Annotated in this window: 24 protein-coding genes; 15 read left to right on the top strand and 9 right to left on the bottom strand. The window is 67.3% G+C overall.

Translation table 11 applies throughout. From position 1 onward, the window contains the following. Nucleotides 1-53: 53 nt before the first annotated feature. Both QM682_RS11605 and QM682_RS11600 read right to left on the bottom strand, forming a co-directional pair. On the bottom strand, nucleotides 54-1,229 hold the full coding sequence (locus QM682_RS11605; RefSeq protein ID WP_415129878.1) for an aminotransferase: 1,176 nt from the start codon (nucleotides 1,227-1,229) through the stop codon (nucleotides 54-56). 4 nt (nucleotides 1,230-1,233) lie between these two features. Beyond that, nucleotides 1,234-1,707: a hypothetical protein gene (locus QM682_RS11600; RefSeq protein WP_415129876.1), complete on the bottom strand. Its 474-nt coding sequence runs from the start codon at nucleotides 1,705-1,707 to the stop codon at nucleotides 1,234-1,236. A 565-nt stretch (nucleotides 1,708-2,272) separates the two neighbouring features. Between QM682_RS11600 and QM682_RS11595 the strand changes: the two genes are divergently transcribed. The 14 genes from QM682_RS11595 to QM682_RS11530 all read left to right on the top strand — a co-directional run bounded on the left by QM682_RS11595 (nucleotide 2,273) and on the right by QM682_RS11530 (nucleotide 13,775). After that, nucleotides 2,273-2,455: a hypothetical protein gene (locus tag QM682_RS11595; RefSeq protein WP_415129874.1), complete on the top strand. Its 183-nt coding sequence runs from the start codon at nucleotides 2,273-2,275 to the stop codon at nucleotides 2,453-2,455. Nucleotides 2,456-2,620: 165 nt separating this feature from the next. After that, the gene (locus tag QM682_RS11590; RefSeq protein WP_415129872.1) at nucleotides 2,621-3,211 is read left to right on the top strand and encodes an anthranilate synthase component II; all 591 of its coding nucleotides are present in this window, start codon (nucleotides 2,621-2,623) and stop codon (nucleotides 3,209-3,211) included. Beyond that, the gene (gene trpD, locus QM682_RS11585) at nucleotides 3,208-4,236 is read left to right on the top strand and encodes an anthranilate phosphoribosyltransferase (RefSeq protein ID WP_415129870.1); all 1,029 of its coding nucleotides are present in this window, start codon (nucleotides 3,208-3,210) and stop codon (nucleotides 4,234-4,236) included. Before QM682_RS11590 ends, trpD begins: the two co-directional genes overlap by 4 nt. Beyond that, nucleotides 4,233-4,886 carry a uracil-DNA glycosylase gene (locus QM682_RS11580; RefSeq protein ID WP_415129868.1) on the top strand — a complete coding sequence of 218 codons (654 nt, stop codon included), beginning with the start codon at nucleotides 4,233-4,235 and terminating at the stop codon, nucleotides 4,884-4,886. Before trpD ends, QM682_RS11580 begins: the two co-directional genes overlap by 4 nt. An 8-nt stretch (nucleotides 4,887-4,894) precedes the next feature. Further along, complete coding sequence (gene trpC / locus QM682_RS11575; protein WP_415129866.1) at nucleotides 4,895-5,686, top strand: indole-3-glycerol phosphate synthase TrpC; 792 nt, start codon at nucleotides 4,895-4,897, stop codon at nucleotides 5,684-5,686. Further along, entirely contained in the window at nucleotides 5,683-6,153 is a 471-nt protein-coding gene (moaC, locus tag QM682_RS11570; protein ID WP_415129865.1) for a cyclic pyranopterin monophosphate synthase MoaC, read from the top strand. The genes trpC and moaC overlap by 4 nt, the downstream gene beginning before the upstream one ends. Nucleotides 6,154-6,165: 12 nt before the next feature. Continuing rightward, a complete protein-coding gene (glp, locus tag QM682_RS11565; protein WP_415129863.1) occupies nucleotides 6,166-7,338 on the top strand; it encodes a gephyrin-like molybdotransferase Glp in 1,173 nt (390 codons plus the stop codon). Nucleotides 7,339-7,440: 102 nt separating this feature from the next. Then, the gene (gene lexA, locus QM682_RS11560; protein WP_415129861.1) at nucleotides 7,441-8,139 is read left to right on the top strand and encodes a transcriptional repressor LexA; all 699 of its coding nucleotides are present in this window, start codon (nucleotides 7,441-7,443) and stop codon (nucleotides 8,137-8,139) included. 237 nt (nucleotides 8,140-8,376) lie between these two features. Beyond that, a complete protein-coding gene (locus QM682_RS11555) occupies nucleotides 8,377-9,534 on the top strand; it encodes a D-alanyl-D-alanine carboxypeptidase family protein (RefSeq protein WP_415129859.1) in 1,158 nt (385 codons plus the stop codon). Between the two features lie 4 nt (nucleotides 9,535-9,538). Further along, nucleotides 9,539-10,135: a dTMP kinase gene (gene tmk, locus QM682_RS11550; protein ID WP_415129857.1), complete on the top strand. Its 597-nt coding sequence runs from the start codon at nucleotides 9,539-9,541 to the stop codon at nucleotides 10,133-10,135. Beyond that, on the top strand, nucleotides 10,132-11,220 hold the full coding sequence (locus QM682_RS11545) for a DNA polymerase III subunit delta' (protein ID WP_415129855.1): 1,089 nt from the start codon (nucleotides 10,132-10,134) through the stop codon (nucleotides 11,218-11,220). The genes tmk and QM682_RS11545 overlap by 4 nt, the downstream gene beginning before the upstream one ends. A gap of 16 nt (nucleotides 11,221-11,236) precedes the next feature. After that, nucleotides 11,237-12,037 carry a TatD family hydrolase gene (locus QM682_RS11540; protein ID WP_415129853.1) on the top strand — a complete coding sequence of 267 codons (801 nt, stop codon included), beginning with the start codon at nucleotides 11,237-11,239 and terminating at the stop codon, nucleotides 12,035-12,037. Next, nucleotides 12,034-12,834: an MBL fold metallo-hydrolase gene (locus tag QM682_RS11535; protein ID WP_415129851.1), complete on the top strand. Its 801-nt coding sequence runs from the start codon at nucleotides 12,034-12,036 to the stop codon at nucleotides 12,832-12,834. Before QM682_RS11540 ends, QM682_RS11535 begins: the two co-directional genes overlap by 4 nt. Further along, nucleotides 12,831-13,775: an AEC family transporter gene (locus QM682_RS11530; protein WP_415129849.1), complete on the top strand. Its 945-nt coding sequence runs from the start codon at nucleotides 12,831-12,833 to the stop codon at nucleotides 13,773-13,775. Before QM682_RS11535 ends, QM682_RS11530 begins: the two co-directional genes overlap by 4 nt. 73 nt (nucleotides 13,776-13,848) lie before the next feature. Here QM682_RS11530 and QM682_RS11525 read toward each other — a convergent pair whose 3' ends face one another. The 5 genes from QM682_RS11525 to QM682_RS11505 all read right to left on the bottom strand — a co-directional run bounded on the left by QM682_RS11525 (nucleotide 13,849) and on the right by QM682_RS11505 (nucleotide 19,589). Then, nucleotides 13,849-14,802 carry an ABC transporter permease gene (locus tag QM682_RS11525; RefSeq protein ID WP_415129847.1) on the bottom strand — a complete coding sequence of 318 codons (954 nt, stop codon included), beginning with the start codon at nucleotides 14,800-14,802 and terminating at the stop codon, nucleotides 13,849-13,851. 5 nt (nucleotides 14,803-14,807) lie between these two features. Further along, nucleotides 14,808-16,109, bottom strand: a complete 1,302-nt coding sequence (locus tag QM682_RS11520; protein ID WP_415129845.1) for an ABC transporter permease — start codon at nucleotides 16,107-16,109, stop codon at nucleotides 14,808-14,810. Between the two features lie 79 nt (nucleotides 16,110-16,188). Then, complete coding sequence (locus tag QM682_RS11515; RefSeq protein ID WP_415129843.1) at nucleotides 16,189-17,271, bottom strand: ABC transporter substrate-binding protein; 1,083 nt, start codon at nucleotides 17,269-17,271, stop codon at nucleotides 16,189-16,191. A 103-nt stretch (nucleotides 17,272-17,374) separates the two neighbouring features. Next, nucleotides 17,375-18,457, bottom strand: coding sequence for an ABC transporter substrate-binding protein (locus tag QM682_RS11510; RefSeq protein WP_415129841.1), 1,083 nt, complete (start codon nucleotides 18,455-18,457; stop codon nucleotides 17,375-17,377). A gap of 28 nt (nucleotides 18,458-18,485) precedes the next feature. Beyond that, the gene (locus QM682_RS11505) at nucleotides 18,486-19,589 is read right to left on the bottom strand and encodes an ABC transporter ATP-binding protein (RefSeq protein WP_415129839.1); all 1,104 of its coding nucleotides are present in this window, start codon (nucleotides 19,587-19,589) and stop codon (nucleotides 18,486-18,488) included. A 774-nt stretch (nucleotides 19,590-20,363) separates the two neighbouring features. Here QM682_RS11505 and QM682_RS11500 point away from each other — a divergent pair. Then, nucleotides 20,364-21,524, top strand: coding sequence for a calcium-binding protein (locus QM682_RS11500; protein ID WP_415129837.1), 1,161 nt, complete (start codon nucleotides 20,364-20,366; stop codon nucleotides 21,522-21,524). An 823-nt stretch (nucleotides 21,525-22,347) separates the two neighbouring features. On the opposite strand, the gene QM682_RS11495 is transcribed toward QM682_RS11500, so the two are convergent. Beyond that, nucleotides 22,348-22,974 carry an N-acetylmuramoyl-L-alanine amidase gene (locus QM682_RS11495; RefSeq protein WP_415129835.1) on the bottom strand — a complete coding sequence of 209 codons (627 nt, stop codon included), beginning with the start codon at nucleotides 22,972-22,974 and terminating at the stop codon, nucleotides 22,348-22,350. Further along, complete coding sequence (locus QM682_RS11490; protein ID WP_415129833.1) at nucleotides 22,971-23,474, bottom strand: hypothetical protein; 504 nt, start codon at nucleotides 23,472-23,474, stop codon at nucleotides 22,971-22,973. Before QM682_RS11490 ends, QM682_RS11495 begins: the two co-directional genes overlap by 4 nt. Nucleotide 23,475: the final 1 nt, after the last annotated feature.

Genomic DNA, 23,475 nt, shown 5'->3' with positions numbered 1-23,475 from the left:
CGGAGCCGGACGAGGCCCCGCCCCCGCCTCACAAAAGCGGGGGGCGGGGGAAATCAGGACCGCCAGTCGCGCAGGCGGTCGGCCATCCGCGCGATCCCCTGAGGATCGGCATTGGCGAAGGCGATGCGGAAATGAGCGGCACCTTCGGCATCGCCCTCGGGCATGAACATGGTGCCGGGCAGCATCAGGACACCCGCCTCGCGCACCAGCCGCGCGGCGAGTTCGGCCGAGCTTTCCGCGAAGGGGTGGCGGACCCAGGCGAAATAGGCGCCGCAGCCCTTGACCTGCCAGCCCGGAAGGCCGGCCATGGCCTGGACCATCGCATCGCGCCGGCGCAGGATCTCCAGGCGCTCGCCCGCGACCCAGTCGCGCAGGTTGCGCATGCCCCAGACCGCCCCGATCTGGCCGATCTGGGCCGCGCAGATGGCCACCGTATCGAGGAACTTCTCGATCTGGACCATCCGCGCGTCGCTGGCGATCAGCGCACCGACGCGGTGGCCGGTCAGGCGATACGCCTTCGAGAAGCTGTAGAGATGGATCAGCGTGTCGCTCCAATCTGGATCCTGGAACAGCGCATGCGGGGCACCGTCGCGGCTGTCGAAATCGCGATAGGTCTCGTCCACGATCAAGGCAAGGCCCCGCGCGCGGGCCAGGTCAAGGAAGGCGCGCAGCGTCTCGGCCGGGTATTCCGCGCCCGAAGGGTTGTTCGGGCTGACGAGCACGATGGCGCGGGTGCGCTCGGTGATCAGCCGCGCCGCCGCCTCGGCGTCGGGGATCATGCCCTGGCCGCAATGCAGGCCCACCGCGCGGATGCCCTGCATGTCGAGCCACATCTTATGGTTGAAATACCAGGGCAGAGGCAGGATCACCTCGTCCCCCGGCCCGGCCAGTGTCTGGATCGCCGCGCAGAACGCCTGATTGCAGCCCTGGGTGATCGCGACCTGGCCGGGGTTTATGGTGCCGCCATAGGCCGCGCTCCAATCCTGGGCGACCGCCTCGCGCAGCTCGTCGCGGCCAAGGACGGGACCGTAGAAATGCGCGTCGGGCTGGTTCAGCGCCGCCTCGGCCATGGCCCGGCGCAGAGGTTCGGGCGGGGGATCGACGGGCGCGGCCTGGCTGACATTGATCAGCGGGCGCTCGGGGGTGAAGGTCACTCCTTGAAGCCAGCGCCGCGCCTCCATCACGGGGGGGCGGAAGGTGGCGGCGATGGCAGGGTTGAGTGGGAGCATGGGCCTATTCTCGGGCTGGGGTCAGGTTCAGGGCGCCGAAATCCGGCGGCGTGGTCAGGTCGGGGGCCGGAACTGGCGCGGCCTGAACGGGCCGGGCCTGAGCGGGCCGGGCCTGAGCGGACGCCGCAACGGCCACCGGCGCGGCTGGCGTCATCGATGCCTGGCCGGGCGGGACGGCGGCCACGTCGCCCGGCGCATCCTGGTCCTTACCCGAGCCGGCATCCCCTGGGGGCGCGGTCGGCATGGGTATTTGGGAAACGAAGATGGGATCGGGCGCGGCCTTCCCGGCGGAAGCGGGCTCTGTCGGCGAGGAGTGCTTGGCCGTTTCCGCCGGGACCTCTTCGATGGCCGGGGGATCTACGGGGGAAGCGGCGTCCGTCGACGATGGGGCGTCGGGCGGGGTCGCGGGCATGTCGGGGACGGCCGCGATCCGGGCGGGGGCCGGGTCGGGATCGGCGGCCAGCGCCGGAGTGGGCATGGAGCCGCCAGCCATGGGCGCGGCGGGCGCGATGCTGGGCGCCGGAGCGGATTCGGCAAGCGCGGGAGCGTCGGGCGGCGCGGAGTTTTGTGATGGCGGGTTTTGCGATGGCGGGTTTTGCGACAGATTTCGCAGCGGGGGGATTTGCGGGAGAGATCCCGGTGCATCGCCCATGGCCTCGGGGGGGCGCGCCGAGGCCGTGGCCCGCGCGCGCTCATCCGCCGGAGCGGGGATGGGCGCGGCGGGGACCGGGGACGGTCCCGGCGTAGCGAGCGGGGCGGGCAATCGCGGATGCAGATCCCCGGTTCGGGCGAAAGCGGAATTCTGGGGCAGGTGCAGATCGGCTGTGGCCGGCGGGGCGGCGCTTTCATCCGCCGATTGGGGCGCATCGACGGCCGGGACCGCAGTGGACGGGGTGGTGGCGGGCGGGGCCATGACGGCAGTTGGGCCTGGGGGGGCGGCCGCATCCCGCGAAGCCGAAACGGGGGCGTCGGCGGGCCGGGCCGTGGCCGCTTTCGGAGCGGAGATGGAAGGCGTGGCATCCGAAGCAGCGAGGAGCGGCGGCATGGGCTGGGCCTCGCCCGACGGCGCCGGCTCGGGCGGGGACGAGGGTCGAGACGAAGGGGCCGGTTGGGACGGGGCGGCGGATTGGGGCGCCTCGGCCGATGCCGGGGGCGCCGAGCGCGGCGGCTGCGGCGCGATCAGCGACAAGGCCGCCAATCCCGCGGCACAGACCAACGCCCCGTGAAACAATCCCGCAGCGAATCCCTTGGCCATGCCCGCGCCCCGTCCGAACCTGTTTTTATTGCCTCGCGGGCTTGACCCCCCGCAGGGCTTTGGACCATCTATAGCCCCAGAATTTCCGGGGTTCCTCCCCAACATGCAAGGCCCATAAGCGCAAAGGCCCGTCCCGATGATCCTGCTTATCGACAATTACGACAGCTTTACCTGGAACCTCGTCCATTACATGGGCGAGGCCGGGGCCGAAGTCGTCGTGCGCCGCAACGACGCGCTTTCCGTCGAGGAGGCGCTGGCCATGGGCGCGCGGGGCATCGTCATCTCTCCCGGTCCATGCGATCCGGCGCAGGCGGGGATCATCGTGCCGCTGATCAAGGCGGCGGCCGCGCGCGGGGTGCCCCTGTTCGGCGTCTGCCTGGGCCATCAGGCGATCGGCGAAGCCTTCGGCGGCAGGGTCGTGCGCGCGAGCCGCATCGTGCATGGCAAGACCGACGCGATCAGCCATGACGGGACCGGGATATTCACCGGCCTGCCCTCGCCCCTGACGGCGACACGCTATCACTCGCTAACGGTCGAGCCCGAGAGCCTGCCCGACTGTCTGCGCGTGACCGCGACGGCGGGGGACGGCACGATCATGGGGCTGGTCCACAAGAGCCTTCCCATCGAGGGGGTGCAGTTCCACCCCGAGAGCATCGCCTCGGAATACGGCCATGACATGATCCGCAACTTCCTGCGCCGCTGCGGCAATCTGGAGCCCGCGGCATGAGCGTCACCGATATCCGCCCGCTGATCGGCATCGCCGCCAGCCGCGCCCTGACCGGGGCCGAGGCCGAGGATGCCTTCGGCGCGCTGTTCGAGGGGGCGGCGACGCCCGCCCAGATCGGCGGGTTGCTGATGGCGCTGCGCGTGCGCGGCGAAACGGTCGAGGAAATGGCCGCCGCCACCCGCGCCATGCGCGCCCGCATGAACCGCATCAAGGCGCCCGAGGGTGCCATGGACATCGTGGGCACCGGCGGCGACGGCAAGGGCACGCTGAACATCTCGACCGCGACGGCCTTCGTGGTGGCGGGGACGGGCGTGCCGGTGGCCAAGCACGGCAACCGCAACCTGTCGTCGAAATCCGGCGCCGCCGATGCGCTTACCCATCTGGGGCTGAACGTGATGATCCCCCCCGAGGTGGCCGAGCGGGCCCTGGCCGAGACCGGCATCTGCTTCATGATGGCACCGATGCACCACCCGGCTATGCGCCATGTCGGGCCGGCGCGGACCGAGCTTGGCACGCGCACGATCTTCAACCTGCTGGGACCGATGACCAATCCCGGCTCGGTTCGGCGGCAGTTGACCGGCACCTTCGACAGGGTCTGGAACCGGCCCATGGCCGAGACGCTGCGCGCGCTGGGTTCGGACATGGCCTGGCTGGTCCATGGCAGCGACGGCACGGATGAGATTTCCATCGCCGGGCCGACCTGGGTGGCCGAGCTGAAAGGCGGCGAGATTTCCGAATTCCAGATCTCGCCCGAGGATGCGGGCCTGCCGGTCCATCCCTTCGAGGCGGTTCTGGGCGGCGATCCGGCCCAGAACGCGCGGGCGCTGCGGGCGCTGCTGGCCGGTGAGAAGGGGGCCTATCGCGACGCGGTGCTGCTGAACGCCGCCGCCGCGCTGCTGATCGCCGGAAAGGCCGCGGATCTGCGCGAGGGGGCCGAGCGCGCCGCCGAATCCATTGATGGCGGCCAGGCCGCGGCCAAGCTGGCGGCCCTGGCCCAGCAGGTCGGCGCCCCCGAGCCGCAATGATCCCCGAAGCCTGGGCCGATCTGCCCTTTTTCCGCGACGACTGGCCGGGGATCCACGCACGGCTTTCAGGCCGGGACTGGCTGCCCGGCCCCGAGCAGGTCTTTGCCGCGCTGGCGCTGACGCCCCCCGAGACGGCGCGGGCGGTGATCCTGGGCCAGGACCCCTATCCAACGCCGGGGCACGCCGACGGGCTGGCCTTCTCGGTCACGCCTGACACCGCTCTGCCCCGCTCGCTGAGAAACATCTATGCCGAAATGCAGGGCGACCTGGGTGCGGCGCCCGTGAACGGCGATCTGTCGGGCTGGGCGCGGCAAGGGGTGCTTTTGCTGAACACCTCGCTGTCGGTGCCGCCCGGCCAGGCCGGCGCCCATGCGAAATGGGGATGGCAGAAGCTGGCGCGCCAGGCCGTGGCGCGGGCGCAGGCCCGGCGGCCCCTTGCCTTCATCCTTTGGGGCGCCCATGCGCAGAAGGCGCTGGCGGGGCTGCCGCGCCCGCAGGATCTGGTGATCGAAAGCGCCCACCCCTCGCCCCTGTCGGCGCGGCGGGGATTTCTTGGATCACGGCCCTTCAGCCGGGTGAATGCCTGGCTGGCGGCGCGCGGAGAGGCGCCCATCGACTGGGCTCTTTCCGAAACCGCCCCGTCGGAGTAAGGACAGGCATGGATATTCTGGACCGCATCAAAGCCTACAAGCTTGAGGAAATCGCCGCCGCCAAGGCCGCGCGCCCGCTGTCGCAGGTCGAGGCCGCCGCGCGCGAGGCAGGCCCGACGCGCGGCTTCGCCCGCGCCCTGACCGGCAAGGCCGCGCAGGGCCATGCGCTGATCGCCGAGATCAAGAAGGCCAGCCCCTCGAAAGGACTGATCCGCCCCGATTTCGATCCGCCCGCGCTGGCGCGCGCCTATGAGGCCGGCGGGGCGGCCTGCCTGTCGGTCCTGACGGACGGTCCCAGCTTTCAGGGCGCGCCCGAATTCCTGACCGCCGCCCGCGCCGCCTGCGCGCTGCCCGCGCTGCGCAAGGATTTCCTTTACGACACCTATCAGGTCGCCGAGGCCCGCGCCTGGGGCGCCGACTGCATCCTGATCATCATGGCGAGCGTCGAGGACAGCCTTGCCGCCGAGCTTGAGGATGCCGCCCTCCACTGGGGCATGGATGCGCTGATCGAGGTCCATGACGAGGCCGAGACAGAGCGTGCCCTGCGCCTGAAATCGCCGCTGATCGGGGTGAACAACCGCAATCTGAAGACCTTCGAGGTCAGCCTTGAAACCACGCTGCGGCTGGCGCCCATGGTGCCGGACGAGCGCGATCTGGTCTGCGAGAGCGGGCTTTTCACGCCCGCCGACCTGGACCGCATGGCCAAGGCCGGGATCGACCGCTTCCTGATCGGCGAAAGCCTGATGCGGCGGCAGGACGTGACCGCCGCGACGCGCGAGATCCTGGGCCTCGCCGCATGAGCCTGACGCATTTCGATGCGGCGGGGCAGGCGCATATGGTCGATGTGTCGCAAAAGCCCGACACCGCGCGCGAAGCCGTGGCCGAGGGGCTGGTGGTGATGGCCCCCGAGACGCTGGCGCTCGCGCAAGGTGGCGCCGCCAAGGGCGACGTGCTGGGCGTGGCGCGGCTGGCGGGGATCATGGGGGCCAAGCGCACCTCGGACTTGATCCCGCTATGCCATCCGCTGCCGATCGCCAGGGTCTCGGTCGATCTGGCCGCCGATCCCGCCCTGCCGGGCATCCGCGTCACCGCGACCGTCCGCACGACGGGCAAGACCGGCGTGGAGATGGAGGCGCTGACCGCCGTCAGCACCGCCTGCCTGACCGTTTACGACATGCTCAAGGCCGCGCAGAAGGATATGCGGATCGAGGGCATCCGGCTGCTTTCGAAAACCGGCGGCAAATCGGGCGATTTCCACGCGCCCTGAAAGGGGGAGATGATGATCGGCGTCGATGAGGCCCGCGCCCTGGTGCTGGCGCTTGCCATGCCTTCCGAAACCGAGGAGATCGCCGTCGAGGATGCGCTGGGGCGCGCGCTGGCGCGGCCGGCGTTGGCGCGGCTGACGCAACCGCCCTTCGATGCCTCGGCCATGGACGGCTACGCGCTGCGTGGGGCCGACCTGCCCGGACCGCTGCGGGTGATCGGAACGGCGGCGGCGGGCGCGCCCTATGACGGCCCGACGCCCCCCGGCACGGCGCTGCGCATCTTCACCGGCGCGCCCGTCCCGGCGGGCTATGACCGGGTGATCATGCAAGAGATCGTCACCCGTCAGGGCGACGACATCACCATCCCGGTCTCCGGCCCCGGCCTGAACATCCGCCCCCAGGGCAATGATTTCGCGCGGGGGCAGGCGTTTCATCCGTGCCGTCCCCTGCGCGCCTCGGACCTGGCGCTGATCGCGGCGATGAATGTCGCGCGGGTCGCGGTGGCGCGGCGGCCTCGGGTGGTGGTGCTGGCCGGCGGGGACGAACTGGTCCCCCCCGGCACCGAGCCCGCGCCCGGCCAGATCGTCAGCAGCAACGACATCGCCATCGCCGCGCTGGCCCGCGAGGCCGGGGCCGAGGCCGCGATCCTGCCGCTGGCCCGCGACAGCGCGGAAAGCCTGCGCGAGCGTTTCTACCAGGCCGAGGGTGCCGATCTGATCGTGACCATCGGCGGCGCCTCGGTCGGCGATCACGACCTGATCGCACGGGTCGCGGCCGATCTGGGCATGGCGCGCAGCTTCTACAAGCTGGCCATGCGGCCCGGAAAGCCGCTGATGGCGGGGCGGTTGGGAACGGCGGCGATGCTGGGCCTGCCGGGCAACCCGGTCTCGGCCGTGGTCTGCGCGAAACTGTTCATGCAGCCCCTGATCCACGCCATGCAGGGCCTGCCGCCGGGGCCTTGGCCCGCCCATGCGCGCCTGGCCCGCGACATCCCCCCCGAGGGGGACCGCCAGCATTACCTGCGCGCGCGCCTGCATCCGGGCGACGACCTGCCCCTGATCGAGCCCTTCGCCGATCAGGACAGCGCAAGGCTGTGGCTGCTGGCCCAGGCCGATGCGCTGCTGATCCGCCCGGCCCACGATCCGGCGCGAAAGGCGGGGGAAAGAGTTTCGTTCCTGGCGCTTTAACCGCTTCTTTACCCGAATCGGCATAGTGATTGACGCAAGGGATCGGGTCGTCTAGAACATTCAAGGAACACGATGGCATTCGCAGAACAGCAGGGACAGACAATGCTGACGAAGAAGCAAATCCAGTTGCTTGAATTCATTCAGGCGCGCATGGCCCGCGACGGGGTGCCCCCCTCGTTCGACGAAATGAAACTGGCGCTGGACCTGCGCTCTAAATCGGGAATTCATCGCCTCGTGACCGCCCTTGAAGAACGCGGCTTCATCCGCCGCCTGCCGCATCGTGCCCGCGCGCTGGAAATTGTCCGCCTGCCCGACAGCCTCAGCAAGGGCACAAGCTTTCAGCCGCGCGTGATCGACGGGGATGCCCCCGATCAGCCGGCGCCCCTGCCGCGCGGGGCGATGCCCATCTCGGTCTCGGCGGTAGATCTGCCGGTGATGGGCCGTATAGCGGCCGGCGTGCCCATCGAGGCGATTTCCGAGATCTCGCATCACATTGCCGTGCCCGGCTCGATGCTGGCAGGCCAGGAACGCCATTATGCGCTTGAAGTCAAAGGCGATTCGATGATCGAGGCGGGGATCAACGACGGCGACGTGGTGGTGATCCGCGAACAGGACACGGCCGAAAACGGAGAGATCGTCGTGGCCCTGGTCGAAGGGTCCGAGGCGACGCTGAAACGCTATCGCCGCAAGGGCGGCATGATCGCGCTTGAGGCCGCGAACCCAGCCTATGAAACCCGTATCCTGCCCGAGGACAAGATCCGCGTCCAAGGCCGTCTGGTCGGGCTGATCCGCAGCTATTGAAGCGCACTGGTGCCTTGCAGGGGGCAAGCGGTTAGGGGCGGCAGGATCGCACCGCAGGCACGCAGCGGCATCGCCGCGACGCCCAGGTCGCGCGGAAAAATGGGGGGACGGGCCCGCGGCCCGTGGCCTCGCAACCATAGGCTGTTCAATTCGCCGGCAGGCCCGGCCTGCCGCGTTGCGGGCCGGCCCCTACTGGGCTAACCATAGCGGTCAGAACGACTTGCCAAGGACGATACCATGCGCGCTCTGCTTTTCCGCATCCTCGCCTTCACCCTGGTGCTGGCCTTGCCCGCGCGCGCCTTCGACACGAATGCCTCGGCCGCCTGGGTCTATGACCTGGCGACCGGCACCGTGCTGATGGAAAAGAACTCGGACCAGCCGCTGCCGCCCGCCTCGATGTCCAAGCTGATGACGCTGAACATGCTGTTCGAGGCGCTGCATGACGGGCGCGTGGCCATGGACACGACCTTCCCCGTCTCGAACAAGGCATGGCAGATGGGCGGTTCGCGCATGTTCGTCGAGCCGGCCGACCGCCCCACGGTCGAGGAGCTGATCCACGGCATCATCATCAATTCGGGCAACGACGCCTGCGTGGTCGTCGCCGAGGGGCTGGCCGGGACCGAAGAAGCCTTCTCCCGACTGATGAACGAACGGGCACGGCAATTGGGAATGACGAATTCGCATTTCGCCAATGCCTCGGGCTGGCCGCATCCCGATCACCGCATGAGCATGCATGACCTGGGCATCCTCGCGACCCGGCTGATCACCGCATTCCCCGAGCTTTACAGGAATTTCGCGCTGACGGAATACAATTACAAGAACCGCGTGCCCTCGAACGCCAACAACCGCAATCCGCTGCTGCGGCTGGGCGGTGCGGATTGGCGGGCGGATGGGCTGAAGACCGGGCATACGCAAGAGGCGGGCTATGGCCTGGTCGGCTCGGCCGTTCAGGGGGATAGACGCATCGTCTTCGTCATCGCCGGCCTGCCCAGCGACCGCGCCCGCGCCGAGGAGGCCGAGCGGATCGTGAACTGGGCCTATCGCCAATTCACCATGCGCACCATCCTGCCCCAGGGCGAGGTCGTGGCGCAGGCGCCGGTCTGGCTGGGCGATCACGGCCGCGTCGGGCTGACCACCAGGGACGGCGTTCGTGTGCTGATCCCCGCCGGCTCGCAATCCGGCGTGACCGCCGAGGCGGTGTTCAATGGCCCGATCGAGGCGCCGATCACGAAAGGAGATCAGTTGGGCGAGCTTCTGGTCAACATCCCTGGTGCCGGCCAATCGCGCCTGCCGCTTCTGGCGGCCGAGGACATCGCCCGCGCGGGCGTGGTCGGGCGGCTGCAAAACGCCGCCGTGCGGCTGGGGCATCGCGCGGTTCAGGCCGTCTCGAACTGATCCGATGTTCATCAGTTTCGAGGGAATCGACGGCTCGGGCAAATCGACCCAGGCGCGCAGGCTGGTAGCTGCCCTGGCCGCGCGCGGCCAGGACTGCATTCCCACGCGAGAGCCGGGCGGCAGCCCCGGCGCCGAAGAGATCCGCCGCCTTCTGGTCGAGGGGGGCGGCGAACGCTGGTCCCCCGAGACCGAGTTGCTTCTGTTCAACGCCGCCCGCCGCGACCATGTCGAGCGGCTGATCCGTCCGGCTTTGGCGCGCGGCGCCTGGGTCGTGACCGACCGTTTCGCCGACAGCTCGCGTGTCTATCAGGGCCTTGTCCGCGCCGAGAACCGCCGACTGGTCGAGGCGCTGCACGCCCTGGTGATCGGACTTGAGCCGGATCGCAGCTTCGTCATCGACATCGATCCCGCCGTCTCGCTGGCACGCGGCCGGTCGCGGGGCGGGACCGAGGACCGTTACGAAAGCCTGGGCGTGGAATTCCAGCAACGGCTGCGCCACGGCTTCCTGGACCTGGCCGCGGAATTCCCCGACCGAATCCGCGTGATCGACGGGCGCGGCTCGGAGGAGGAGGTCGCCGCGCGCGTCCTGGCCGCGCTATGACCGAGGAGACGCCGCCCGAACCCGACCGCGTGCCCGGCGCGCCGCATCCGCGCGATGCCCTGCGGATCCTTGGCCAGGACGCGGCGGTGGGCGATTTCCTGGCCTCGGCCCAGGCGGGACGGCTGCACCATGGCTGGCTGCTATGCGGCCCGCGCGGCACCGGCAAGGCCACGCTTGCCTGGGCGATGGCGAAATGGCTGCTGGCGGGCGGCCCCCCCGACCGGCTGGAAACCGACCCCGAGGCCGCGCCCGTGCGCCGCATCCGCGCCTTGTCCGAGCCGCGCCTGCTTCTGGTCCGCCGCCCGGTCGATGAAAGGACCGGGCGCGTCCGGGCCGAGATCACCGTGGACGAGATCCGCCGCTTGCAGAGCTTCTTTCACATGAGCGCGGCCGAAGGCGGGCGCCGTGTCGCCATCATCGACGCCGCCGACGAGATGAACCAGGCCGCCGCGAATGCGCTGCTGAAACAGCTTGAAGAGCCGCCACGGGACGCGGTTCTGATCCTGGTCGCGCATCAGCCGGGGCGGCTTTTGCCCACGATCCGCTCGCGCTGCCGCGAATTGCGGCTGCATCCGCTGGACCCCGCGCAGATGGCGCGGATCCTGGCCGATCTGGGCATCACGGACGACGCGGCACGGCTGGCGGCGCTGGCCGGCGGCTCGGTCGGCGAGGCGGTGCGGTTGACGGGCCAGGACGGCCTGGCGCTTTACCATCGAATCGTCCGGCTTTTTGCCGATTTCCCCCGCATGGACCGGCGCGCGGCGGCGACCCTAGCCGAAGCGGCGGCAGGCCGCGCCGGAGCCGAGGGTGATCCCTTCGACCTGATGGTGACGCTGCTGGATCGCTTCCTGACCCGCGCCGCCCGCACCGGCCTGCTGGGCGCCCCCTTCCCCGAAGCCGCCGAGGGCGAGGCCGAGACCCTGACCCGCCTGGCCCCCGATGCGGCGGCCGCGCGCCATTGGGCCAGTGCCCAGGCCGAGCTTTCGGCGCGCGCACGCGCCGGGCGGGCAGTCAACCTTGACCCGGCGGCGCTGGTGATGGATATGCTGATCGGGCTTGCGAACCAGCCTGTCCCGCAAGCCTGAGCCGACAGGAACCCCGATGTCCGACAGCCCTGCCCTTCCCGACTTGGTCGACAGCCATTGTCACCTGGATTTCCCGGATTTCGAGGGCCAGACCGCCGAACTGATCGCCCGCGCGCGCGCCGCCGGCGTCACCCGCATGGTCACGATCTGCACCCGCATGCCGAAAGAGCCGGCCGTCCGCGCCCTGGCCGAGGCGCATGAGGGGCTGTTCTATGCCGCGGGCGTCCATCCGATGCATGCCGCCGAAGAGCCTCTGATCCGGGTCGAGGAACTGGTCGCCCTGGCCCGGCACCCGAAATTCGTCGGCATCGGCGAAACGGGCCTCGACTATCACTACACCGCCGAAAGCGCGGCGGTTCAGGCCGAAAGCCTGCGCCTGCATATCGAGGCCGCGCGCCGCACCGGGCTGCCGCTGATCGTCCACTCCCGCGATGCCGATGCCGACATGACCCGCATCCTGACCGAAGAGCACCGCGCCGGCGCCTTCTCCGGCGTGATGCATTGCTATACCAGCGGGCCGGAACTGGCACGAGCGGCGCTGGATCTGGGCTTTTATCTTTCGATGTCGGGAATCGCGGCCTTCCCGCGCTCGGCCGAGATCCGCGAGATCTTCGCCGCCGCCCCCCCGGACCGCATCCTGGTCGAAACGGACGCCCCCTATCTGGCCCCGCCACCCCATCGCGGCAAGCGCAACGAGCCGGCCTATGTCGCCCATACCGCCCGGATCGGGGCCGAGGCGCTAGGGCTGGACGAGGCCGAGTTCCGCGCCCGGACCAGCCGTAACTTCGACCGGCTTTTCAGCAAGGCCGCCGCATGATCAAGGCGACGATCCTGGGCTGCGGGTCGTCCGGTGGGGTTCCCAGACTGGGCGGGCATTGGGGCGAATGCGACCCCTCCAATCCCAGGAACCGCCGCCGCCGCTGCGCGCTTCTGCTGGAGCGCGAAGCCGAGAACGGAGTGACGCGGGTGCTGATCGACACCGGGCCCGATCTGGTGCCGCAGCTTCTGGATGCGGGGATCGGCCATCTGGATGCCGTGGTCTATACCCATCCCCACGCCGACCATATCCACGGCATCGACGATCTGCGCCAGATCGTGTTCAACATGGACCGCATGCTGCCGGTTCATGCCGACGCGGCCACCGCCGAGGTGCTGGCGACGCGCTTTGGCTATGTGTTCCAGACGCCGCCCGGCTCATCCTATCCGCCGATCTGCCGGCTGGTGCGGATCGCCGGGCCTTTCGCGGTGGCCGGGGCCGGGGGCGAATTGCGGATGCGGCCCTTCGAGGTTTCGCATGGCGATATCCACGCGCTTGGCTTTCGGATCGAGGCCGAGGCGGGCGGGCTGGTCTATCTGCCGGATGTGAAGGCGATCCCCGAAGCGGCCTGGCCCGAAATCCGGGGCGCCGAGATCTTTGTCTGCGACGCGCTGCGACGCCGCCCGCATCCCAGCCATGCCCATCTGGACCTGGCGCTGGAATGGATTTCCCGCTCGGGCGCGCGGCGGGGGGTGATCACCAATATGCATTTCGACCTGGACTACGACGCGGTCATGGCCGAGACGCCCGCGCATGTGGTCCCGGCTTATGACGGAATGGAACTGCATCTGACATGACCGTTCTGATCGATGTCATCCTGCCGGTCTTTCTGATCATCGGCTTTGGCTATCTGGTCGCATGGCGCAAGGTCTTCAGCGAGGTGGCCGTCGACGGGCTGATGCGATTCGCCCAGAATTTCGCGGTGCCGGTCCTGCTGTTCACGCAGGTGGCGCGGCTGGACATGGCCGAGAATTTCAACCTGGGCATGTGGATCGCCTTCTATACCGGGGCGTTCCTGTCCTATTTCATCGGCTGGACGCTGGCGCTTTTCTGGCTGAAGCGGCCCGCCATGGATGCGGTGGCGATCGGGTTCTGCTGCCTGTTTTCGAATTCGCTGCTGCTGGGTATCCCGATCATGGAGCGCGCCTATGGCGCCGAGGCGGTGGCCGGCAACATCGCCATCATCGCCATCCATTCGCCGCTGCTTTACACTTTCGGCATCACCATGATGGAAATCGCCCGCGCGCGGGGGCAGAGCCTGGCCGTGGGCCAGATCGCCATGCGCGCGCTGTCGGGCGTCCTGCACACGCCGCTGATCATCGGCATCCTGTGCGGGGCAGCGACGAATTTCCTGACCCATGCCGGGCTGGTCCTGCCGCAGGGTTTCTGGGCCGCCGCCGACATGATGGCGCGCGCCGCCCTGCCCGCCGCGCTGTTCGGACTGGGGGGCGTCCTTTACCGCTATCGCCCCGAGGGGGACAGCACCGCCATCGCCATATGCTGCCTGTGTTCGCTGGTGATCCACCCGGTCACGACCTATGGGCTGGGGCATCTGTTCCAGCTTCCCACCGGGGCCATGCGCTCGTCCGTGATCACCGCCAGCATGGCGCCGGGGGTGAACGCCTATCTGTTCGCCTCGATCTACAATTCGGCCAAGCGGGTGGCGGCTTCTACGGTGCTGGTCTCGACCGCGCTATCCATCCTGACGATCTGGTTCTGGATCCTGGTCCTGCCGTGAAGGCGCCTCCGGCGGGGGGTATTTGTGAAACGAAGAAGCCCGAGAGAAGGCCGCCCCTTGAGGGCGGCCTTGGTCAGTGGGGCGTGATGCCGCGCAGGCGTTCCGAGCGGCGCCGCAGGAGCTCCACCACCGCCAGCAGCGCGATCGAGAAGATGACGAGCAGCGTCGCGACGGCCAGGATCGCGGGGCTGATCTGTTCGCGAATGCCGTTCCACATCTGGCGCGGGATGGTCTGTTGATCTGGACCGGCGATGAACAGGACCGCGACGACCTCGTCGAAGGAGGTCACGAAGGCAAAGAGCGCGCCCGAGATCACGCCCGGCAGGATCAGTGGCATGATGATGCGGAAGAAGGTGGTGCGCGGGTTGGCGCCCAGGCTGGAGGCGGCGCGGGCCAGCGACTGGTCGAAGCCGATCAGCGTCGCCGTCACCGTGATGATGACGAAGGGAATGCCCAGCGTCGCATGGGCCAGGATCACGCCCAGGTAGGTGCCGGCGAGCTTGCCGCATTGCAGGTTCAGCCCGATCCAGGTCAGCGGCTCGCAGGGGTTCGAGTAGAAGAAGAACATCCCCGTCGCCGTGATGATGATCGGCACGATCATGGGCGAGATCAGCATCGCCATGATGATCCGGCGGAAGGGCATTTCCGGGCGCGACAGGCCCAGCGCCGCCAATGTGCCCAGCACCGTCGCCAGGATCGTCGCGAAAAAGCCCACGATGAGCGAGCTTTTCGTCGCCTGGATCCATTTCGCGTTGTGCCAGGCATCCGCCCACCAGCTTAGTCCGCGCGCGGTGTCGGGCTGCTGCATGCCGAAGGTCAGCAGGCTGTCATACCAGCGCATCGAATAACCGTCGGGATCGAAGGAGAGCATTTTGTCGGTGAAGGTGAAATAGGGCTCGGCGTTGAAGCTGAGCGGGATCACCACGACGATGGGCGCGATCAGGAAGAAGAAGATCGCCCCGCAGATCGCCAGATAGGCATAGTGCCAGGCTTTCTCCAAGGGCGAGGCATAGGTCGGAAGCGCCATGGTGATTACCCCAGTTTCAGGTTGTCGATGCCGACGAGCCGGTCATAGACCCAGTAAAGGATCAGGACGCCGCCCAGCAGAAGCGCCGCCAGCGCCGCCGCCATGGACCAGTTCAGCGTCTGCGTCATATGCATCGCGATCATGTTCGAGATGAGCTGTCCGCTGGAGCCGCCGACCAGTGCCGGTGTGATGTAATAACCGACCGCCAGGATGAAGACCAGAAGCGCCCCAGCGCCCAGCCCCGGCAGGGTCTGCGGGAAATAGACCCTACGGAAGGCCGTCCAGCTTGTCGCGCCCAGGGATCGCGCCGCCCGGACGTAGCTGGGGTTGATCGTCCGCATCACCGAATAAAGCGGCAGGATCATGAAGGGCAGCAGGATATGCGTCATCGCGATGATCGTGCCGGTCTGGTTGAAGATCATCTGCAATCGTTGATTGTCGCCGATCACCCCCAGCCAGACCAGGATATCATTGACCACGCCCTGCTGTTGCAAGAGCACCATCCAGGCGGTGGTCCGCACCAGGAGCGAGGTCCAGAACGGCAGGAGCACCAGGATCATCAGCAGGTTCGACTTGCGCATCGGCAGCGTCGCCAGCAGATGCGCGATGGGAAAGCCCAGCAGGAAGGTGGTGCAGGTGATGACCAGCGAGAGCCAGAAGGTGCGCAGGAAAAGCTTGACGTAGATCCGCTGCTGCTCGGGTGCCTGGACGATCTCGCCCTTCTCGTCCCGCGCGCGGTCGATCGCCGCGAGATAGAAATTGCTAGTATAGGGAGAGGACGCCTCGCGCATCACCGACCAGAGCTTGGGATCGCCCCATTTCTGGTCCATCGCCAGGACATTCTCGCGGTAAGGGGGCTGGATGCCGTCCCGTGCCTTGCGTCCCGCCGCCGTGAAGAGCGAGCGCGTGCCGGGCAGGTCGTAATTGATCCGGGTGCCGACAATGCCGATGGTGCGCGCCTGGGCCACCGCTTGCAGGTCCTGGGCAAGCGCCTGCCAGCCTGCATCGTCGGGGGGCGTGCCGGCCGGATTCTCGGCGAACCAGGCGCTGAGCGCCGGCATATTGGCCGAGAAGCCGTCATTCTTGACCGAGCGTTGCAGCATCTGCCCGATGGGCACGATAAAGGTCAGCACGATGAACAGCAAAAGCGGCAGCACCAGCAGGAAGGCCCGGCGCCGGGCGCGGCGGGAACTGCGCGCCAGCGCCGATTTCAGCGGCCGTCCGTCGGCGGTCTTCAGCATCCCGCCATCGTCAGGGCCGCCGGCCTGGGTCGCGATGGCGGCATGGGGGTCAAGCGCGTTGGCCATCCTGGGTGCCCTTGTCGATCTGCTGGTTATTCGAAAACCCTGTGGCCCGGCCGGAACCGAGCCACGGAGCGCGCGGCAGTCAGTTCGCGGCCAGCCAGGCGTTGAACCGTTCGGCAAGCTCGGCGCTGTGATCAGCCCAGAACTCCGGGTCGTCCATGACGGCGGTTTTCATATGCTCGGGACTGGTCGGCATATGCGGCGCCATCTCGGTCTTGCCGTCCTTGTAGAGGCCGACCAGCGCCGCCGAGGATTTCCGCGACGGGCCATAGGCGATCCATTTCGCCTGATCGGCCAGACGCTGGGTGTCGGTCGAGAACTTCAGATATTCTAGCGCCGCCTCGGGGTTGGGCGCGCCTTTGGGAATGACATACATGTCCATGTCCATGTATTGCCCGTCCCAGATGATCTCGAAGGGCTTACCCTCGCCTACCATGGCGTCGAAGATCCGGCCGTTATAGACGGTGGTCATCGCCACCTCGCCATCGGCCAGAAGCTGCACCGGCTGGGCGCCAGCTTCCCACCAGACCACGCTGGACTTGATGGTGTCCAGCTTGGCGAAGGCGCGGTCCACGCCCTCGGGCGTGGCCAGGGTCTCATAGATCTTGTCGGGCGCCACGCCATCGGCGATCAGCGCCAGATACAGCGTGCGCTTGGGGTTCTTGGGCAGGCCCCGCTTGCCCGGGAACTTGGCGGTATCAAAGAAATCGGCGGCGGTCGCGGGCTTGGCATCGCCGAACTTGGTCTGATCGAAGGCGATGACCGTGCCCCAGAAGATATTCGCCACCGCGCAATCCAGCAGCGCGCCGGGGATGAAGTCGTCGATCGCGGGCGTGCCGTCGGGCGCGGGCGGCAGGCTGGCCGGGTCGATTTCGATCAACGCGCCCTCGTCGCACATGCGAATCGCGTCCGAGACCTCGATGTCGAAAACGTCTCCGGTGATGTTTTTCGCCTCGACCTGCGCCTTCAGCGGCGTCGCCGGGTTGTCGGCGGCGATCATGTTGACCTTGATGCCGGTCTTCGCGGCGAAGGGCTTGTTATAAGCCTCGACCTGGGACGTCTCATAGGCGCCGCCCCATGAGACGACGTTGACCTCTTTGTTCTGGGCATGGGCCGCGAAGGCCACGCCGCAAAGCGCCGAGGTCAGAATAAAAGTTTTCTTCATGGTCTTTCTCCCTTTGGTGGCTTGCGGCGCATTGGCCGCCTTTATTGGCATCCGGGGATGCGGACCGGATCGCGGCAAGGGGGACGCCGCGATCCGAAAAGGCTTAGTTCGCGACCAGCCAGGCGCTGAAACGCTCTTTCAGCTCGGTATCGTGATCGGCCCAGAAGTCGGTGTCGATCGCCAGCGAGCCGACGAGGTTGTCGGCATAGGTCGGCAGGTTCGGCGCCATCGGCACATCGGTGCCCACGACATTGCCGACAATCGCCGCCGAGGATTTGCGCGGCGGGCCATAGCTGATGAACTCGGCCGCATGGGCCTGCGGCTCGGTCGAGGTCGAGAAGGCCACGAATTCCTTCGCCGCCTCCAGGTTGGGCGCGCCCTTGGGGATCACCCAGCCCTCAAGCTCATAGACCTGGCCGTTCCAGACGATCTTGAAGGGCTTCTTCTCTTTCAAGGCGGCGTCGAAGATCCGGCCGTTGAAGGCAAAGGCCATGCTGACCTCACCATCGGCCAGAAGCTGCGGGGCCTGGGAGTTGGCCTCATACCAGATCACGTCCTTCTTGATCGTGTCGAGCTTTTTGAAGGCGCGGTCGACGCCCTCGGGCGTGGCCATGACCTCATAGACCTGCTCGGGGGGCACGCCATCGGCCATCAGTGCCAGCTCCAGGCCGAATTTCGCGCCCTTGCGCATGGTGCGCTTGCCGGGGAATTTCTCAAGATCGAAGAAATCGGCCGGGCCGGTCGGCTTGGCATCGGGAAACTTGGTCTCGTCATAGGCGATGACCGAGGAATAGACATCCGTGCCCACGAAGCAATCGGTCACGGCGCCGGACAGGAAGTCGTCCTGGGCCGAGGTGCCGTCGGGCGCCGGGGTCAGGATGGCCGGGTCGATCTGCTCGACCAGCCCCTCGTCGCAAAGGCGCACGGCATCGGCATATTCTACCGAGGCGACATCGGTGGTCACGTTGCCGGCCTCGACCTGACCCTTGATCGGGGTGGCGGGGTTATCGGCATCGACCATCACTGCCTTGATCCCGGTCTTGGCCTCGAAGGGCTTCAGATATGCCTCGACCTGCGCCGCGCCATAGGCGCCGCCCCAGCCCAGAATGGTCAACGACTTGTCCTGGGCCTGGGCGGCTGCACCCATGACGATCAGGGCGGTGCTCAGCAGAAGGGTAGTTCTCATAGTGGCTCCTGGCAGCAAAAGAGGAAAGTCATACCGGGTCCAGCGCGCGGGCATCCTCGGGGTGCCAGCCGATGCGAATGCTCTGGCCGGGGCTAAGCCGGACCTGACCCAAGGTATTGCGGTATTTCATCACGAAGTCGTCCTGGCCCGCAACCTTCAACCGCGCCCGCAGGATATCTCCCATATAGATCACGTCGCGGACCTGGGCCTCCAGCGTATGGGCGCCGGGGGGCATCAGGTCGGGCTTGAACTCGACCCGCTCGGGCCGGATCGAGACGGTCGTGGCCTGCCCGGTGTCGTGAATGTTCACGGCCGTCGCGTCGATCAGATCGCCATTGCCCAGCCGCACAAGGGCGCGGGTGCCGTCCAGCTTTTCGATCTTGCCGCGCAGGGCGTTGTTCTCGCCGATGAAGCCGGCGACGAAACTGTTCTCGGGCTGTTCGTAAAGCACCGGCGGCGGCGCCAGTTGCTGGATGCGGCCATCGTTGAAGACGGCGATGCGATCCGACATGGTCAGCGCCTCGCCCTGGTCATGGGTGACATAGACCACAGTAATGCCCAGCCGGTCGTGCAGGGCCTTGATCTCAAGCTGCATATGCTCGCGCAACTGCTTGTCGAGCGCGCCCAGAGGCTCGTCCATCAGGACCAGTTCCGGGTCGAAGACCAGCGCGCGGGCCAGCGCGATCCGCTGCTGCTGGCCGCCGGAAAGCTGGGCCGGGCGGCGGTTCGCGAATTTGGACATCTGCACCATATCCAGCGCTCTCGCGACGCGGGTATTGCGTTCCGAGGAATCCATCCCCCGCACTTCCAGCGGAAAGGCCAGATTCTCGCCCACGGTCATGTGCGGGAACAGCGCATAGTTCTGGAACACCATGCCGATCCCGCGCTTGTGGGGCGGCACGTCATTGATATTGCGGCCGTTCAGCCGGATCTCGCCATGGGTGGCGGTCTCGAACCCCGCCAGCATCATCAGGCAGGTGGTCTTGCCCGAGCCGGACGGCCCCAGCATGGTCAAAAATTCGCCCTGGCCAATCCTGAGGTTCAAATCCTTAACCACAAGCGTCTGGCCATCATAGCTTTTCTGCACATGATCGAAGACGACGAACGCGTCATTACCGGCTGCGATTGCCAAATGCGGGCCCCCTGTTCAATTTTTGTTGTTCCGCTGATCAAGCCTAAGCGGCTGCCCCGCGCTATTGCAACCGGCATGTGCACGACTTGGGCAACCATGCCGGCATTGCCTAGCATCAAGGCACCGAGTGCCGGTTCCGTGCCATTCACACCCACCGCAGGATCTGGAAAAAGCTCGCAGAATCGTCCCTTTCCGGCTGCGCGGAGGCGTCGGGCACTGCTTTATGGCGCAGCTTTCCCCGCGTGTCATCGACGCGAAACCGCAGGCATGTCGCAATTATGCAATTTTAGTGTCGCAGCGAATTGCGAATTGGCGGGTCCTAAACCAAACGGACAGGTTCAGATCGGCAATTTCACGCAGCCATGCGGCGGAAACGTGCCAAATCTGGTCCAATTGAAGGAAAGCACGATGAAGTGCTAGCGATTCGCGGAATCAGGGGTTATCGATCCCTTGATGTCACTAGCGTCACGGGAATATTATAAAATAAACTCCCGTAAAAGATGTATCTGCATGCCACTCGACGGTCCATCAAGGTCGCCGGATATGGTTTGTTGTGTCCTGATGCCGCGCCCTTCGCGCGGCGTGGTTAACGATGGGGTCAATGTGAACCGACCAGAACGCGGCGAATCCGCGATTCTGGTCCCTCTATAGTCATGATTAATATGAAAAACATCCTATAGGCGATCCGTGCCGGCCCCACCTCCCCATGCGATCCAGAACCGGAGAGCAATCAACCAGGCCAAATAAAGGGCCAAGCATCGTTGCGAGGGTAACTTGCCTACTAATTCAGACGATAAGATCACCATCATCGCGAACCAGACCGTCTCGGGCCTGAATGGCGCGGACGAATTCTATTACACCAGCGGTAATGCCACCATTCATGGCGGCGATCTAAACGAGCGTTACGACAGCAATGTCTATGGTGAGAAAACCGGCGGCGACCGCCTGTATTTCAAAACCAGTCCCGTCTCGCTGACCTTCAGCACCAGCGAGGACGGCGTCGCGACCAGCAGCAAGGGCCGGCTGACCTTTACCGGGATCGAGCGCATCCACCTGGGCGACGGCAACGACACCGTCAACGCCGCCAGCGCGACGCTGGAATCGGCGCATGGCGGCACGCCCGTCCACGGCCTGACCCTCTATGCCGGGGGCGGCAATGACAGCATCATCGGTAGCCGGGGCGGCGATTTCATCGATGGCGGTTCGGGCAATGACACGATCCGCGCCGGTGCGGGTGACGACTTCGTCCAAAGCTCGACCGGAAACGACCTGATCTTCGGCGGCGCGGGCACTGACAACATCCGCTGGGGTCAGGGCAATTTCGATGAGGTCGTCGGGAACGACACTATCTATGGCGGCGCCGGCTCGGACGTGATCAACATCTGGATCAAGGCCGGCTGGGAGAATTCGGCGGGTGTCGCGACCAACATCACCAGCATCGCGGCGGACGGCTCGACCGCGGGCAATGCCGCGACCAATATCGGCGGCGCGCGCAGCACATTGACCTATTCCCAATTCGAAACCGTCTGGACCCATGAGGGGCGCGACACCATGACCGGGGCGAATGCCACGATCAGCTCCACGGGCACGGGCTTTCACGGCAATACCCGCTGGGGCGACGATGTCCTGATCGGCTCGCGCGGGAATGACACCTTGGAGGGCGGCGAGGGGCGCGACACCATCACCGGCGGCGCCGGCAATGACCTGATCAGCGCGAACGGCGAGTTCTACAACAGCTACGCCCCCGGAGACGGCGACCGCGACACGCTGATCTTCCGCGGCGCGTTCGGCAAAGACACGGTCCTCGGCTTCGATGCCGGGGTGGACGTGATCGACCTGGGCGGCGCCTCCTATCGCGAGACGGTGACCTCGCAAGGCACGCTGATCACGGTCGGCACCAACACCATCCTGCTGGCGCATGTCTTCGACTGGTAAGGCACCTCCGGCGGACAGGGCATAGGGTTAACCCTCGGGCCGGTGCGATCCCTTCGCACCGGCCTCTCCCATGGCCGCGCGCCCCGGATCCGCGAAAGCCCCGCCTTGCAGCCGGGCCACGATATCACCGCGCGCCCGACCCGAACCCAGAACGAGCCTCTGCCAAATGGACGTATCGGGAAAGCTCGCTGTCCTGACGGTCGGCCCCAAAGCGCCATGGCGGACAACGCGCCGGCTAGGGCGATACCCCCGGCAAAGGCCGCTTTGGCGCCGGCGCCAGGATGACAGGCATGTCGACCCCATTTCCCCCGCAGGATCGGCGCGCGCATTTGAACCCTGCCTTCCGCCAACAGGCCGGCCCCACCTCGATATCGAACCGCGCGGTGATGACCCTTGCGCCCTTGCCATGCCCACGCCGTTCGCGAAAGCGATGGGATCAGCGATCCAGCAAGTCCATCCGACCTCCCGTCCAGCAATGGCTCGGGACAAGACCATTCTCCACATGCGCCGGATGCCGGCACATATCGGCACGAAAGCCCCCCTCGGCCCGCCAAGGCCGGCCCACCGACAAGCCCGCCAGGCCACCCCAACAACGCATACCCCCGGCTCCGTCTTTCTTGCCCGAACATCCTGGGGGAGCGCGGAACGCGCGGGGGCGAAGCCCCCAGCCGCGCGCTCCGAATAAAATCGGACACAAGCTCAGGCGGTTCGCCATGTCGCGACGAGTTTCTCGCGGCCCTTCGTCCCCGCTACCCCCAATGCCCCCTGCGAACGGCCCTTCGCCCCATCCGACCGGCGCCGCCTGGCTACCCCCGCCGCACTCTCATCCTTCGCACGCCACCCCCGCCGCGCATCGTCTGTCCTCGGGCGTTTCCCGTCCCTCCGCCCAAGGCCGAAAACGCAACCGGAACGCCGCAAGCCGGACGGGACTGTCAGGATAGCCGATCCGGGTCAGGCTGTCTTCCAGCGGCAGGTCGGGACCGGACCTTGAAGGCCAGATCGCCAGCCCCTGCAACGCCAGCCGGCGCCAGTCGAAGCGCGGGCCTGGATCGATCTTGCGTCCGGGAGCCATGTCGGAATGGCCGATGACCCCCGCCGGCACGATGCTCCAGCGCGCCATGATCCCGCGCAGAAGCCCCTCCAGCGCGGCCATCTGCGGTTCGGGGAAAGGGCGGTCGCCAGGATTGACCAGTTCGATGCCGATGCTGCGCGAGTTCACGTCCCCGCGCCCCTGCCAAGCGCCCGCGCCCGCATGCCAGGCGCGGCGGTCCTCGGGGACCAGGGCCTCGCTCCGGCCATCCTCATGGATCAGCCAATGCGCCGAGACCTCGGCAAGCGGATCGCAAAGCCGCGCGCGGGCCGAGGCGCCATCCGCCATGCCGGTGTAATGGATCACGACCAGTTCGGGCCGCTGCCCGCGCCGGTCGCCATGATTGGGCGACAGGCTCACCGCAGCGGGCGCGGATCCCAGCCGCAGGCGAAACCATCGCCGTCCGGGTCCATGCCACGCGGGTCCAGGACCGGCCCGCCCGCCGCGATGAACGCCCGCTGCGCCGCATCCGCCGAAGGATAGCCCGCGCAGTTTCGCGACGCCGCCGCGCCCGTGCCGCCCGTGCGCCGATAGACCTCGGTTCCCGGCGCCTGCCGCTCGCGACGCGCATAGCCGCGCAGATCGGGCGCGACCACCACGCGCTGCGCCTTGCCCCCGCCCGGCTGCTTCCAGATCGGCAGGCCGGAAAGATCCGTGGCCGTCGGCGCCTGCGCCGGCAGTTCGACCGGGATTACCGGCGGCACCGCGCCCCTGCCCTGCAAGGCGGCCTCGCGCTGGTTCATATATCCAGCGTAACCCGAGCCGTTATGCATGGCGCTGTAATTCGGATTCCAGCCGCCATTCTCGCCGCAGGACGCCAGAGCCAGCAGCGGCGCCAAGAAGATCACCAGTTTCCGCATC

Source organism: Paracoccus sp. (in: a-proteobacteria) (genome assembly GCF_047605025.1).
Lineage (GTDB): Bacteria > Pseudomonadota > Alphaproteobacteria > Rhodobacterales > Rhodobacteraceae > Paracoccus.
Note: the sequence above shows the minus strand (reverse complement) of the source record. Positions and strands in the feature narration are given on the sequence as shown.